At 69.2% G+C, this 14166-nt stretch carries 11 protein-coding genes and 1 tRNA gene; 2 read left to right on the top strand and 10 right to left on the bottom strand.

The window, feature by feature from the left end:
- Positions 1–37: 37 nt before the first annotated feature.
- The 5 genes from ACWF82_RS25815 to ACWF82_RS25795 all read right to left on the bottom strand — a co-directional run bounded on the left by ACWF82_RS25815 (position 38) and on the right by ACWF82_RS25795 (position 6463).
- Positions 38–1504, bottom strand: a complete 1467-nt coding sequence (locus ACWF82_RS25815) for a peptidoglycan D,D-transpeptidase FtsI family protein (protein WP_452505168.1) — start codon at positions 1502–1504, stop codon at positions 38–40.
- A complete protein-coding gene (locus tag ACWF82_RS25810; RefSeq protein ID WP_452505166.1) occupies positions 1501–2973 on the bottom strand; it encodes an FtsW/RodA/SpoVE family cell cycle protein in 1473 nt (490 codons plus the stop codon). The genes ACWF82_RS25815 and ACWF82_RS25810 overlap by 4 nt, the downstream gene beginning before the upstream one ends.
- Positions 2973–4421, bottom strand: a complete 1449-nt coding sequence (locus ACWF82_RS25805; RefSeq protein WP_452505164.1) for a PP2C family protein-serine/threonine phosphatase — start codon at positions 4419–4421, stop codon at positions 2973–2975. The genes ACWF82_RS25810 and ACWF82_RS25805 overlap by 1 nt, the downstream gene beginning before the upstream one ends.
- Entirely contained in the window at positions 4418–4885 is a 468-nt protein-coding gene (locus tag ACWF82_RS25800) for an FHA domain-containing protein FhaB/FipA (protein WP_110037970.1), read from the bottom strand. The genes ACWF82_RS25805 and ACWF82_RS25800 overlap by 4 nt, the downstream gene beginning before the upstream one ends.
- Before the next feature lie 168 nt (positions 4886–5053).
- A complete protein-coding gene (locus tag ACWF82_RS25795) occupies positions 5054–6463 on the bottom strand; it encodes a DUF3662 and FHA domain-containing protein (protein ID WP_452505162.1) in 1410 nt (469 codons plus the stop codon).
- Between the two features lie 219 nt (positions 6464–6682).
- Here ACWF82_RS25795 and ACWF82_RS25790 point away from each other — a divergent pair.
- A tRNA-Leu gene (locus tag ACWF82_RS25790) sits at positions 6683–6765 on the top strand.
- A gap of 1073 nt (positions 6766–7838) precedes the next feature.
- Here ACWF82_RS25790 and ACWF82_RS25785 read toward each other — a convergent pair.
- The gene (locus ACWF82_RS25785; RefSeq protein ID WP_452505160.1) at positions 7839–8873 is read right to left on the bottom strand and encodes a stage II sporulation protein M; all 1035 of its coding nucleotides are present in this window, start codon (positions 8871–8873) and stop codon (positions 7839–7841) included.
- Between the two features lie 18 nt (positions 8874–8891).
- On the opposite strand from ACWF82_RS25785, the gene ACWF82_RS25780 reads away from it, so the two are divergent.
- The gene (locus tag ACWF82_RS25780; protein ID WP_452505158.1) at positions 8892–9638 is read left to right on the top strand and encodes an RDD family protein; all 747 of its coding nucleotides are present in this window, start codon (positions 8892–8894) and stop codon (positions 9636–9638) included.
- A 90-nt stretch (positions 9639–9728) separates the two neighbouring features.
- Here ACWF82_RS25780 and ACWF82_RS25775 read toward each other — a convergent pair whose 3' ends face one another.
- The 4 genes from ACWF82_RS25775 to ACWF82_RS25760 are packed head-to-tail and all read right to left on the bottom strand — an operon-like array spanning position 9729 to position 14011.
- On the bottom strand, positions 9729–11024 hold the full coding sequence (locus ACWF82_RS25775; RefSeq protein ID WP_452505156.1) for a DUF58 domain-containing protein: 1296 nt from the start codon (positions 11022–11024) through the stop codon (positions 9729–9731).
- Positions 11025–11028: 4 nt separating this feature from the next.
- Positions 11029–12015: an AAA family ATPase gene (locus ACWF82_RS25770; protein WP_452505154.1), complete on the bottom strand. Its 987-nt coding sequence runs from the start codon at positions 12013–12015 to the stop codon at positions 11029–11031.
- On the bottom strand, positions 12015–13133 hold the full coding sequence (locus ACWF82_RS25765) for a DUF4129 domain-containing protein (protein ID WP_452505152.1): 1119 nt from the start codon (positions 13131–13133) through the stop codon (positions 12015–12017). The genes ACWF82_RS25770 and ACWF82_RS25765 overlap by 1 nt, the downstream gene beginning before the upstream one ends.
- Positions 13130–14011 carry a hypothetical protein gene (locus ACWF82_RS25760; RefSeq protein ID WP_452505150.1) on the bottom strand — a complete coding sequence of 294 codons (882 nt, stop codon included), beginning with the start codon at positions 14009–14011 and terminating at the stop codon, positions 13130–13132. Before ACWF82_RS25760 ends, ACWF82_RS25765 begins: the two co-directional genes overlap by 4 nt.
- Between the last annotated feature and the right edge of the window lie 155 nt (positions 14012–14166).

Raw genomic sequence — 14166 nt, 5'->3', positions numbered from 1 at the left:
CGGGGCCCCCGTGTTGTCACTCGCACACTCATTTCGTTCAGCCCCCTGCCAGGCCGGCATCCAGCACCGACCTGGCGATCGGAGCGGCCACCGAACCACCGGTGGCCGCCAGCGCCCGGTCGCCGCCGTTCTCGACGATCACCGCGATGGCGATCTTCGGGTTCTGCGCGGGCGCGAACGCCATATACCAGGCATGCGGCGGGGTGTTACGCGGATTGCTGCCGTGTTCGGCCGTGCCGGTCTTGGACGCGATCTGGTACGGCGACCGGCCACCGCCTGCGGTGTTGGCCTCCGAGGCGACCATCAGATTCGTCAGGGTCGACGCTACCTGGGGGCTCACGGCCTGTCCGACCGAGACCGCCTTGGTCTTGCTCAGCTCGGACAGGTCCGGCGCCTGGGTCTGGTCGACCAGGTACGGCTGCATCCTGGTCCCACCGTTGGCGATGGTCGCGGCGACCACCGCGATGTCGAGCGGGGTGACCGCGACATCGCGCTGACCGATGCTCGACTGGCCGAGGGCGGCGTTGTCGGGAATCGGGCCGACGGTCGACTCGGCGACCGGAATCGGTACACCGCGGTGCGGGCCGATACCGAACGCGGCGGCCTCGTCCTTGAGCGCGCTCGCGCCGACCTTCACGCCGAGTTCGACGAACGCGGTGTTGCAGGAGCGCCGGAACGCGTCGTAGAGGCTGGCGGTCGGCCCGTCACCGCAGGTGCTGCCGTTGTAGTTCTCCAGCGTGGTGCTGGTGCCGGGCAGGGTGATGGTGGGCGCCGCGGTGAACTGGTCGTCGGGACCGGCGACGCCGTTGGAGAGCGCGGCCGCGGTCACGATGGTCTTGAAGGTCGACCCGGGCGGGTAGGTCTGCGAGACGGCGCGGTTGAGCATCGGCTGACTCTGGTCGGTGCTGAGCCGCTCCCACGCGGCCCGGCCCGCGGCGCCGTCGTGGCCCGACAGCTCGTTGGGGTCGTAGCTCGGGGTCGAGACCATCGTCAGGATCTTGCCGGTGCTCGGCTCGATCGCGACGACGGCGCCGGTGTAGCCCTTCGAGGTCATCTGCTCGTAGGCGACCTGCTGCATCATCGGGTTGAGCGTGGTGAGCACGTTGGCGCCACGCGGGTCACGCCCGGCGAACATGTCGATGAGGCGGCGGCCGAACAGGCTCGAGTCGTTGCCCGAGAGCAGCGGGTCCTCGGCCAGCTCGAGGCCGGTCTTGCCGTACTGCATCGAGTAGAAGCCGGTGACCGGCGCGTACGCGGGCGGGGTGCTCGGGTACTGGCGCAGGTACTTGTACCGGTCGTCGGTGGCGATCGAGCTCGCGAGCACGGTGCCGCCCGCGGAGATCTGACCGCGCTGGCGTGCGTATTCGTCGAGCAGCACGCGCACATTGCGCGGATCGCTACGCAGATCGTCGGCCTTGACCACCTGCAGGTAGGTCGCGTTCACGAGCAACGCGACCACCATCACCATCACGGCGACGGCGACGCGACGTAGTGGAGTGTTCATTCGCTCGCCCTGCCTTCCGACCTGCGGAACATCTCGGTCGGCGCCTCGGCGATCGGCGCCGGGCCGCGCTTGCGCGCCGGTGCGGGCGCGCGGGCGGCATCGGAGATCTTGATCAGCAGCCCGAGCAGCGCGTAGTTCGCCAGCAGCGACGAACCGCCGTAGGAGATGAACGGCGTGGTCAGGCCGGTGAGCGGGATCAGCTTGGTGACGCCGCCGACGACGACGAACACCTGGATCGCGATGGTGAACGACAGGCCGGCCGCGAGCAGCTTGCCGAAGCTGTCGCGCACGGCCAGCGCGGTCCGCAGCCCACGCACGATGAAGATCAGGAACAGCATCAGCACCGCGGTGAGCCCGATCAGGCCGAGCTCCTCACCGATGGTGGTGACGATGAAGTCGGTCTTGGCGAAGGGCACCTGTTGCGGCCGTCCGCTGCCGAGCCCGGTGCCCGCCAAGCCGCCGGTCGCGAAACCGAACAGCGACTGCGAGATCTGGTACCCGGTGTTGTGGTAGTCGTCGAACGGATGCAGCCAGGTGTCCACGCGCACTCGCACGTGCCCGAAAAGCTGGTAGGCGAAGACGAATCCGAGCGCGAGCAGCCCGCCGCCGATGACCAGCCAGCCCACCCGCTCGGTGGCGATGTAGATCATCACCAGCACGGTGCCGAAGATGAGCAGCGAAGTGCCGAGGTCCTTTTCGAGGACGAGCACGCCGATGCAGACGACCCACACGATCAGGATCGGGCCCATGTCACGCGGCCGCGGGAACTCCATGCCCAGGAAGTGCTTGCCCGCCGCGGTGAACAGATCGCGCTTGGCCACGAGCACCCCGGCGAAGAACACGATCAGCAGGATCTTGGCGAATTCGCCCGGCTGCACACTGAATCCGGGCAGCCGGATCCAGATCTTGGCGCCGTTGACTTCGGAGAACCGGCTGGGCAGCAGTGCCGGAATCGCCAGCGCGACCAGGCCGACCAGGCCTAGGGTGTAGGTGTAGCGCGCGAGCGTGCGGTAGTCCCGCAAGACGATGAGCAGGGTGATGAACACCACGATGCCCAGGCCGGTCCACATGATCTGCTGGTTGGCGTCGGGGGAGGGGATCGGGCTCGAGTCGTACACGGCCTTTTGCGCGTCCGCGAGGTCGAGCCGGTGGATCAGCACCAGGCCCAAACCGTTGAGCAGCGCGATGATCGGCAGCAGCAGTGGGTCGGCGAACGGCGCGAACCGCCGCACGGCCAGATGCGCGATCCCGAACAGCGCGAGGAACGCCAGCCCGTACTTGACGATGTCCCAGGTGATCGATTGTTCCTGGCTCGCCTCCACGATGAACAGCGCCACCGTCGTGATCCCCGCCGCCCCCGCCAGCAACAGCAACTCCTGGTTGCGTCGCGTCGACGGGGGTGGTGCTGGCGCGAATCCGCCAGGGGGGCTGGGGAAAGCCCCAGCCGACGGCGGTGCCGGTGCGGACATCAGTCCGTCACCCGGCAGTTCTCCCCTGAGATCTGCGGAGTTGTCGGGGGGACGGTCGTCGTCGGAGCGGCCGGGGTGGTGGTCGGCGTCGCGGGCTGATCAGGGCCGGGAGTCGGTGCGCCACCGGGGATCGCAGGCGGCTGCTCGGTGGGCAGGACGCCGGGCTGCGGCACCGATTCCTTCTTCGGGCAGGGCGGCAGCAGTTCGTTGCGCGCCAGCATCTTCATGCTGTCGCGCGCCTTGTCCAGCGAGTCCGGCGGCAGGCCCTTCTGGACCTGGTCGCGGCCGGTCTGCTTGAGGTCGCTGACCATCAGCTTCTTGCAGCCTGCCGGCGCCGTCTTGCCCGCCTCGACCAGTGTCAGCTCGCCCTTGCTGTTGACGCAGCCGGTGAGCTCGACATCGTGGATCGAGTAGCCGAGGATCGAACCGGGCAGGCCGCGCATCACGACCACCTGGTCGTTGTCGGCGCCCACGTAGTAGTTGCTGCGAATCATCTTGTAGCCGACAACGAGTCCGACAACGACCGCGGCGATCAGCGCCAGCGAGAGCAGCAGCCAGCGCAGCTTGTGCGACTTCGGTTCCGGCGGCGGCGGTGCGGTGGCGGCCCGGCGCGGTTGCGCGCGCGGCGGGCGCATCGCGGCGGCCCGGCCCGCCGCGGTGTTCGGCGGCGGGGTGTCTTCCTCCTCCTCGGTGGAGGCGGCGCCGGCGACGATCGGGTGGCTCTGGCCGTAGTCGAGATCGATCACGTCGGCGACGACGACGGTGACGTTGTCGGGCCCGCCGCTGCGCAGCGCCAGCTCGATGAGCCGGTCGGCGCACTCGTCGGTGTTGCCCTCGCGCATGGTGTTGCCGATGGTCTCGTCGCTCACGACGTCCGAAAGGCCGTCGGAGCACAGCAGATACCGGTCACCGGCGCGTGCTTCGCGCATGATCAGCGTCGGCTCGATCTCGTTGCCGGTGAGGGCGCGCATGATCAGCGACCGCTGCGGATGGGTGTGCGCCTGCTCCGGCGTGATCCGGCCCTCGTCGACCAGCGATTGCACGAACGTGTCGTCGCGGGTGATCTGGGCGAGTTCGCCGTCGCGCAGCAGGTAGGCGCGCGAGTCGCCGATGTGCACCATGCCGAGCTTGCCGCCTGCGAACAGGATGGCGGTGAGCGTGGTGCCCATGCCGTCGAGTTCGGGTTCGGCCTCGACGTGATCGGCGATGGCGGCATTGCCGGAGCGGGTCGCCCGGTCGAGCTTGCCGAGGATGTCCTGGCCCGGCTCGTCGTCGTCCAGATGCGCCAGCGCGGCGATCATCAACTGGGAGGCGACTTCTCCGGCGGCGTGGCCACCCATGCCGTCGGCGAGGGCCAGCAGGCGCGCGCCCGCGTAGACCGAATCCTCGTTGTTGCCTCGGACGAGGCCCCGGTCGCTTCGCGCGGTATAGCGCAGAACAAGTGTCACGATCGCAGCTCGATCACAGTTTTGCCGACTCGCACCGGAGTGCCGAGCGGAACACGGACGGCGGTGGTGACTTTCGCGCGGTCTAGATAAGTGCCGTTGGTGGAGCCGAGGTCCTCCACGTACCAGTCGTCACCACGCTGAGACAGTCGCGCGTGCCTGGTCGAGGCATAGTCGTCGGTGAGTACCAGCGTCGAATCGTCGGCGCGGCCGATGAGGACCGGCTGCGTGCCGAGGGTGATTCGAGTGCCGGCGAGTGAACCATGAGTCACCACTAGATACTTGGCGCCCTTCTGGCCTCGGCTGAAGGAAGGCAGCACCGTGGAACCGCGTGCGGCCCTGGGCTGTATCCGGATGCCGGATGCCGCGTAGATATCGCTGCGCAAGGTCCGCAGGACGGCCCAGACGAACAACCAGAGCAGCAGCAGGAACCCCGCGCGGGTCAATTGCAGGATCAATCCCTGCACGGCGTTCCACCTCCTGTTCGCCCGGGTACGTCGGTACGGCAGGTGCGGGGCGAACCACCCCCACCAGCGTGCTGGCTTGCGGGCCCCGAGGTCGGGGCCGTGCGTGTGATGGCAGCATCATAGGGCCGACAGCGTCGACTCGTGACGTGCACCGCGCAGCTTACGGGATCAGACGATCCGGATCAGGATCTCGGAATGTCCGGCCCGGATGACGTCGCCGTCGGCGAGCTGCCAATCCTGCACGGGTGAGCCGTTGACCAGGGTTCCGTTGGTGGAACCCAGGTCGGAGAGCATCGCGGTCTGACCGTCCCAGCGCACCTCGATGTGGCGGCGCGACACACCGGTGTCGGGCAGCCGGAAGTGCGCGTCCTGGCCGCGGCCGATGATGTTGCTGCCCTCGCGGAGCTGGTAGGTGCGGCCGCTGCCGTCGTCCAGTTGCAGGGTGGCCGAGTAGCTGGACTGCGCCGCGCCGTACCCGGCGCCCGCGCCCGCGGCCGCCTGACCGTAGCCCTGCTGGGCGCCGTAGCCACCCTGCTGGCCGTAGCCCGCCTGTTCTTCCTGGCCGTAGCCCGGCTCGGCGTAGCCCTGCTGGCCGTAACCGGCCTGCTGGCCATAACCCTGGTCGGCGTAACCCTGCTGGCCGTAGCCGCCCTGCTGGTCATAACCGGGTTCGGCGTAGCCCTGCTGGCCGTAGCCCGCCTGCTGGCCGTAGCCGCTCTGCTGGTCATAGCCCTGCTGGCCGTAACCACCCTGCTGGTCGTAGCCGGGTTCGGCGTAGCCCTGCTGGCCGCCGTAGCCGCCCTGCTGGCTGTAGGCCTGCTGGCCGTAGCCACCCTGCTGGTCGTAACCTTGCTCGCCGTAGCCGGGCTGGGCGCCGTAGCCGCCCTGCTGGCCGTAGCCGGACTGCGCGCCGCCCTGCTGGTCGTACCCGTTCTGATAATCGCCACCCTGCTGGCCGTACGCGGCATCGCCGTAACCGGGCTGGGCGCCGTAGCCGCCCTGCTGGCCGTACTCGTCGGGGTAGGCGCCGGGAGCGGCACCACGTCCGGCGGGCGGCGGTGCGTACCCGCGGTTGCGTGGATCGGACTCCGCGGGCTCTCGGCTTGGCTCGTAGCCTGAGTTGTGCGTCATGGGGCCAGCTCCTGGTTGCGGGTGTGCGGGTCGTTGTGGCGGTTCGGGGCGAGGTGGGGCGGTCCCGCGTCCGGCGTCGGGGTCGACGCGGCCGCTCGCTCTGAACATTCCGGTGTGCAGCGTAGGTGATGCCTCGAACGCCACGTGTACTTCGCCGTAGGTCTGCCAGCCCTGCTCGCGGATGTAATCCTGCAGGTGTTTGGCGAACGCCTTGGTCGTGAGGTCGTGATCGGCGTCGAGCTTTCCGTGATCGGATTCGTTGATCGTGATCACGTAACTGTTCGGCGCGAGCTTGTGCCCGCCGCCGAGATCTTGCACCTGATCTGCGGCTTCGCGCTGCAGCGCGGCCTCCACCTCCTGGGGAACGACGCTGCCGCCGAACACCCTCGCGAACACGTCACCGACGGCGCCCTGCAGGCGTCGCTCGAATCTCGACACGATGCCCATCACAGCCCTCCCTTCGGTGCGCGTGTCCGACCAGGTCGACACGCTGGTTACGGCGTGTCCGGACCCGACCACGTTCCTTGCATGATATCCACGATCCTCCAACCCTGTAACTCCCGGCGAAGCGACCCGGTTCCCGCGCCGAATCCGCTCGCATCACCGCAGGTCAGAGACCCGATTTTATTTTCGGCCGCGGGGCATGTTAGATTTTTCCAGTCGCTCGGGCGAGTGGCGGAATGGCAGACGCGCTGGCTTCAGGTGCCAGTGTCCGTAAGGACGTGGGGGTTCAAGTCCCCCTTCGCCCACAAAGACCAGAGGCTCGATCCACTCGGATCGGGCCTCTCGTCGTTTCTGACGCGGGTTCGCCGGCGTGCGCCGCTCGACGGTCGAGCCGGCGCCGGACAGAGCCGCGATGACGCCGTCGACCGGGCGCAAGGTGAGGCCATAAGGAGTGAACGGCATCTTCGCCATCGCCTCCGGGTCGCCGCCGCGTCGGCCGCCGCCGCGATGGCACGCCTGTTGCTGCGATCGAGAACGAAAGCCACTGCCTTGCCGAGCATTCCGTGCGGATTACCGAGTTGGTCGGCGACGGTCGTGAGCAGGCGATCCTTGACCCCGGGCATATGGCGACCGTAGACGGTCCCCGTGGACGCGAGGCGCTGTGACCTGGGTCATCCGCATCGGCTGACCTACCCGCCGCGGGCGCTCGAAAGTCGCTGGTGAGGCGAAGATCACACCGCGCGGTGCGGGCGGTATTCCGGGCGTTCCGCTGCCGATTTCGGGCCGTTCGGCGGACGGTTCGCAACCAGTAATCTGGCCCAATGAAGGCCCCGTGACAGGTGCTACGGCCCGATTGCTAGGTGCTGATCTTGTTTGCAGCGTTGTAAACAAACTTGAAGTCTCTTTTGCGGCGTTTCGAATCCGGCAAACAGAAATTCCGTTGCCGAATCCCCAGGTGACCGGCTATGCGCGGGGTCCCGTTCACCTTCGGGCAATCAGCGGGAACATCCCCGCGCGAGCTCGGGTGATTCGTTGTCGAAGGTTTGCCGCGGGTGAATTCCCGGTGTCGGTGAGTGTCCGTCGAGTGAGCCGCCGGAAGTTAGCTGTGGCGGTGAAAATCGGTGGTTCGACAGATGTTTGCTGGTTCGCAATCTGTACGCCGGACCTGCGCGTTGGGGGTTGCATGGGCATAACGATTGTGTACAGTTGACGGTAACGCTGGCCGCAGCTCGAGCCCGACTCGCTGCGGCCAGCGGAACTCAAATGGGGGAGTTCGAAACCTTCTCGTTACCTCGCGTAGCTGCCGATTGTCCGGAGCTGTCTCGGCGGGGGTGTGCTCGGAGTTGCCTGCTGCGCAAATGCACGTGCATCTGCGAGTTCAGGCCCGCTCCAGCGACTTTGGCGCCGAAGGCAGCCAGCGATCCGCCGGGTCCGGCAGGGCCGTGGGCGTGGCAGCCGTTGCGTCCTGCTCGTCGGCCACCCGGCGGCCGAGGCCGAAAACGTAGAAGAGGAACGCGGTCTCGGCGGCGAAGCCGAAGGCGATGCGCACGGGGGCGGGCAGCGGACTCGGGGTCACGAAGCCTTCGATCAGACCGCACACCAGCAGAACGACGACCAGGCCGAGTGCCACGGTCGCGGTCACCCTGCCCTGGCGGGCGACCGCGGCCGCCCTGCTGCGCCGACCCGGGTCGACGAGTGTCCAGCCGAGTTTCAGCCCGACCCCGCCCGCGACGAACAGCGCCGTCAGCTCCAGCGTGCCGTGCGGCAGGATGAATCCGAAGAACGACTCCAGCCGTCCCGCGTCGGACATCAATCCACCGGTTATCCCCAGATTCAGCGCATTCATGAACAGCGCATACACAGCCGGGAGGATCAGCACACCGGTGAACAGGGCGATCGCCGACACCCACGAGTTGTGTGTCCACACCTGTGCGGCGAAGGCGTCGTTCGGGTGCTCCGAGTAGTAGGTCTCGAACGCGCCACCCGGTCCGGTGATGATCGAGGTGTCACCCTCGGGTATCCCCAACGCTTTTCGCGCCGCCGCCGAGTTGTCCACAAGGACGGCGATCACGGCGGAGACGGCGAGGAAGATCCCGGCCACGCTCACCCACCACGGCCAGGCGCGATACACCGCCGCGGGAAAGTGCCGGGTGAAGAACCGGCCGACTTCGCGCCACGGCTGCGACCGCGCGGCCAGCACCCGTCCTCTTGCCCTGGCCAGCAGGGCACTGAGCCCGGACACCAGCTCCGGATCGGGGTGGTGACCTTGCAGCTTGGCCAGCTGCTGGGACGCGGCCCGGTACAGCCGGACCAGTTCGTCGGCCTCGGCCCCGGAGAGTTTGCGCTGGCGGACCAGCTGATCCAACCGATGCCACGACCGTTGATGCGCCCAGCTGTAGGCATCGGTGTCCATATCGGGAATGCTAGCCACATGGCCGAATTCACCACCGGCGAAGCGGTGGCGCTCGAACTCCCGATCGCGCGCATCCCCAGCCGTGCGGGCGCCTTTCTGCTCGACCTGCTCATCCAGCTCGGGCTGGCGGCCACCCTCGCCTACGGCGGGCTGATGCTGTTGCTCGCGGCCGAGGCCGATTCGGCGTGGTGGAGTGTCACCGCCGTCGTCACGCTGGTGATCGTGCTCGTCGCGTATCCGGTGACCAGCGAAACCGTCTCGCGCGGGCGCTCACTGGGAAAGCTGGCGTTCGGGCTGCGCGTCGTGCGCGCCGACGCCGGGCCGATCGACTTCCGGCACGCGCTCACCCGCGGGCTGGCAGGCGCGATTGTGGATTTCTGGATGCTCGGCGCGTTCGGCGCTGTCGCGGTGATCAGCTCGCTGTGCTCACGCGACGGCAAGCGGGTGGGTGACGTGCTCGCCGGGACCGTGGTTGTGCACACCCGGCAGACCCTGCCGATGCCGGCGCTGGCCGTCGCGCCGCCGTGGTTGACCGGCTGGGCGGCACAACTCGATCCGGGCGGGATGTCCGACGAGCTGGCCGGGGCGGTGCGTCAGTATCTGACCAGGTTGCGCACGTTGACACCGGCCGCGCAGCACCACCTCGGCACCCAGCTCGTCGCGGCGGTGTGTGCCGCCGTGCAGCGCCCGGTACCGACGGAATACCCGCCGTACCACGTGCTCGGTGCGGTTCTGGCTCGGCGACAGCAGCTTTCGCGCGGCTGAGCCCTGTGGATGAAATCGCCTGTGCACAACATGTTGGCGAGGCGGTGGATGGACTGTGAGTGACGGTGGACAACTTCGGCTGTCCACCATTCACAGGGAACCCGACTGCTTCAGTTCCAGGTACTCGTCGGCCAGTGCCTCGGGCAGCTGGTCCGGTGCCGCGGCGACCACCTGCACCCCACGTCGACGCAGTGATTCCTGTACCAGGGCCCGCTCGGCCAGTACGGTCTCGGCCGCCGCCGCGGTGTAGACGGCGTCGGCGGTGGAACGGTCACGGGCGGCCGCGGCGACGTCCGGGTCGGTGACCGAGACGATCAACACCCGGTGCCGCCGGGTGAGCGTCGGCAACGCGGGCAGCAGATGCTCGGTGACCGTCGGCCCGTCCAGGCTGGTGAACCACACGATGAGCGCCCGCCTGCGCACCCGGGAGATCACGGTCCGCACCAGGCCCGTCGTGTCGGTATCCACAAGCTGTGGCGTCACGCCGGCGAGGGTGTGCATAAGTCTGAGGGGGAGCTGATGTCCGCTCGCGCCGGTCGCCTCGGCGCGCACGCGGCGGTCGTAGGCCAGCAGGTCGACGGTGTCGCCCGCGGCCGCGGCCAGCCCACCGAGCAGCAGCGCCGCTTCGATCGAGGAATCGAGCCGGGTGCCATCGCCGACCCGTCCGGCACTGGCCCGACCGGTGTCGAGCACCATCAGCACGTGCCGGTTGCGTTCCGGCCGCCAGGTGCGCACGAGGACGTCGGCGGCGCGGGCGGTGGCCCGCCAGTCGATGCTGCGGACATCGTCGCCCGCCACGTACTCGCGGAACGAATCGAACTCGGTGCCCTGCCCGCGGGTGTTGGCGACATTGCGGCCCTCGAGATGATGCAGCCGCTTCACCTTCGACCGCAGCAGCCGTTCGCTGCGAAACGCGGGCAGCGCCCGCACCCTGGCAGGCACGTCGACGCGGGTCTGGCGACCGGCCAGCCCCAGCGGGCCGAGCAGCCGCACCGTCACCGGGCCCGCGACCCGGTCGCCGCGATAGGTCGGGGTGAGGCTGGTGCGCAACCGGATCCGGGTGCGTGGCGCCAGCGCGAGGTGATGCGTGCGGTGATCGGCGCGGGCGCTGTCGGGCCAGGCGTCCCACAGCATGCCGCGCACCATCGCCGTGCCGGTGTTGGTCACCACGAGTTCGATCTCGGTGCTCCGGCCCAGCCGCACGACGGTCAGCGGGTCGCGAGTCAGCGTGAGCGAGCCGGCGCGCGCGGTGAGCGCGACATCGAACAGCCCGACCGCAAACAGCGCGACACACGCGCCGAGCACGCCGACCCACGACGGCGCGAGGAACATCACCAGCGCCGCCGCGACCGTGGCGAGCAGCGCGAACCGGCCTGTGACGACCACGCCGCTACACCGGAACCGGCACCGAGACCAGCAACGACGAGAGCACACCCTCGGTGCTGACCCCGTCCAGCTCGGCCTCGGGCCGCAACATCAGCCGATGCCGCAGCACCGCCACCGCCACGGTCTTCACGTCGTCGGGCGTCACGTAGGCGCGCCCGTTCAGCCAGGCGAAGGCGCGCGCGGCCGCCAGCAGCGCGGTCGCGCCACGGGTCGACGCGCCGTGCGCGACGGCGGGCGAGCTGCGCGTGGCGCGGCACAGGTCGACGATGTAGGCGAGCACCTCGGGACTCACCGTCACCTGCGCGATCGCGGCGCGGGCCGCGGCGATGTGCTCGGGACCGGCCACCGGCCGCAGCCCGGCGCCGGCGAGATCGCGCGGATCGAAGCCGTTCGCGTGCCGCTGCAGGATGCGGAATTCGTCGTCGCGCTCGGGCAGCCGGATGTCGACCTTGAACAGGAACCGGTCGAGCTGCGCCTCCGGCAGCGGGTAGGTGCCCTCCTGCTCGATCGGATTCTGGGTGGCGACGACGACGAACGGGTCGGGCAGCGGCTTGGGCTGACCGTCCACCGAGACCTGGCGCTCCTCCATCGACTCCAGCAGCGAGGACTGCGTCTTGGGCGGGGTGCGGTTGATCTCGTCGGCCAGCAGCAGGTTCGTGAACACCGGGCCGTGCCGGAAGGTGAACTCGGCCGAATGCGGGTCGTAGATCTGCGAACCGGTGACATCGCCGGGCATCAGATCGGGGGTGAACTGCACCCTGGCGTGATCGAGCGCCAGCGAGGTCGCCAGCGCGCGGACCAGCAGCGTCTTCGCCACGCCCGGCACGCCTTCCAGCAGCACATGGCCGCGGCACAGCAGCGCGAGCACCAGATACAGCACGGCCTGGTCGTTGCCGACCACGGCCTTGCCGATCTCGGTGCGCAGGGCGGCCAGTGCCGCACCGGCCTCCGCGGCACTCGGCGTTTTCTGCAGGACAGTGTTGTCGGTCATCAGAGCTCCGTCTCGATCCATTCGAGGTGTGCGGCAACGTAATACAGGGTCGTCTCGTCCGGCACCGGGCCGAACAGGACGGTGCCGATCTGCTCGGCCGGCACGCCGAGGCGGGTGGCGACCGTCTCGACGAGCTGATCGTCGGTGAGTTCGCGTGCGCCAAGGCGCGGGCGGATCCGGCGCAGGGTCGCCGTGCGCAGGGTCCGCGCGACGTGGGCGACGTCGCCGGAGCGACGGTACAGACCAGCCTGTCCCGCGAGCAGTTCGTTCGCGGCGACTTCGACCGGTCGTGGTTCACCGACGAGTGCGCCGCGCCTGCGCCCGCGCCACCACATCAGCGCGACGAAGGCGATCAGGAACTGCAGGCCGCCGAAGGCCAGCCAGCCGGGGAGCCGGGTGAAGATCGAGTCCTTGCCCTCGCCGAAATCGGGGTCGAAGTCGTCGGGTCGATCGGGCGGGTCAGGCGGCGCAGGCGGGTCGGGCGCGTCGGGTGCGTCGGGCGCGCCGCACGACTGCAAGGTGGCGTACAGGAGCAAGGCCAGTGCAAGTCCGGCTGCCAGCGTGGCCCAGAAGCGGGGATTGCGGAGCAGCCCTGGAAGTGGTGGAAGTTGCCTGCGGCGCTTGGGCTCCCGTTCGACGATCTCGAGTTCGACCGGCTCGTCGACCGGTGGGGGCGCCGACTGCGAGTACCGGTCGGCGTATTCGAGCCTGCGGTATTCGTCCTCGGTCGCGGTGCGGCCGCCGTAGACGACCTCGTCGAAACTGCGTGCCGCCGGGTGCAATTCGGTGGATTGTTCCAGCGGCAGCGCGGTGGTCGCGTCGTCGGCGGTCTCCTGCGCGGTGCGGGATCGGCGGACCGGGAGGGTGCCGCCCTGTTCGAGGGCGCGCAGGACCGCGCGGAAGCGTTCCCGCAGTGCGCGGTCGTAATCGCGGCGGCCTGCGGCCTGCTCCGCGGCGGCGCGATGGTCGGCGGCGGCGCCGAGGCGTGGTTGTGGTGGGGCGCTGTTCGGGGGCGCTTCGAGGTAGGGCTGTGGCGTGGCGCTGGTGTGGGGTGCCTCGAGGTGGGGACGCGGCGATGGAGCGTCGTGTTCGGGGCGGGGGAAGTTGTTGTCGGTCACCGGGTCTCACCTGGTATCCGGATGTCCATGCCCTCGCGGGCGCAACGGCGGTCGATGTAGCAGACGGCCCGGCTGGTCGCCTCGATGATCTCGCTGACCGTCACCACCAGCAGCAGGCCGCCGACGAGCAGCGTGATGAAAGCCCAGCGATGCGTGCCGGAGAAGTCGGACAGGAAGAAAGGAATGCCGAACGCGGGCACCGCGAGTACCGCGAAGATGAGTCGCTGGGTGAGCCACAGGCCGGCCACGGACCAGTCCGCACCCTGCACCAGCTCTTTCGAGCGGGCAACGGCGACACCGAAACCCGCCTGCTCAGCGAGGATCACCGGCTCGACGACGAACCGGCGCGCCCGCACATACGACAGCCAGATCAACGCCAGGGGATAGGTGAAGATCAGCAGGCTGCCGACCGACAGCACCCCGATTCCGGTGAGCGTGAACATGATCTGCGCGAGAACCAGCGGCCCTGCCCGCCGCGCGGCAGCCCGCAACCCGGCGCGCGCGTCGTAACGGACCCCGCCGAAGTCGGCGAGCGCGATGGCGACGGTGGTGCCGCGCAGCACTAACCGCAGCAGCCACACACCGGCCGCGGTCGCCGAGACCGCGGCCAACGCGGTGCCGTTGTCGGAGCCGTCGGTCAGGTGCGAGACCAATCCGGTGACGCCGAGCACCCCGAGCACGGTCAGCACGAGGGCGCAGCCACCGAGCGCCGCGAACGCCCGGATATGGGCCTGGATCAGGGCGAACGGCTCGTCGAGCAATTCGCGGAAACGCAGGGGCCGGACCGGAACCGTCGGCGGAGACGGTGGCGTTGGCGCAGGCGCTCGTGCCGGATCGATTCCCGCCCCGACGGCGCCGACCGCTTCGACGGGACGCACGCCCGCAGTCTAGCTGTGCTGTTGGAGCGCTGGCGCGCTCGAGTCGCGGCCCCTCCTGTCCCGGCGCGCCGCGCACGGTGGGTTGGGCATAGTCGCCCAACCAAAACCCCCCGAAAGGCGGGGCGGGCCCCCCCCCCCCCGCGCCGCGGGCCCCC

Source organism: Nocardia sp. NPDC055053 (assembly GCF_053608285.1).
This window is presented reverse-complemented; position numbering and strand designations above follow the sequence as displayed.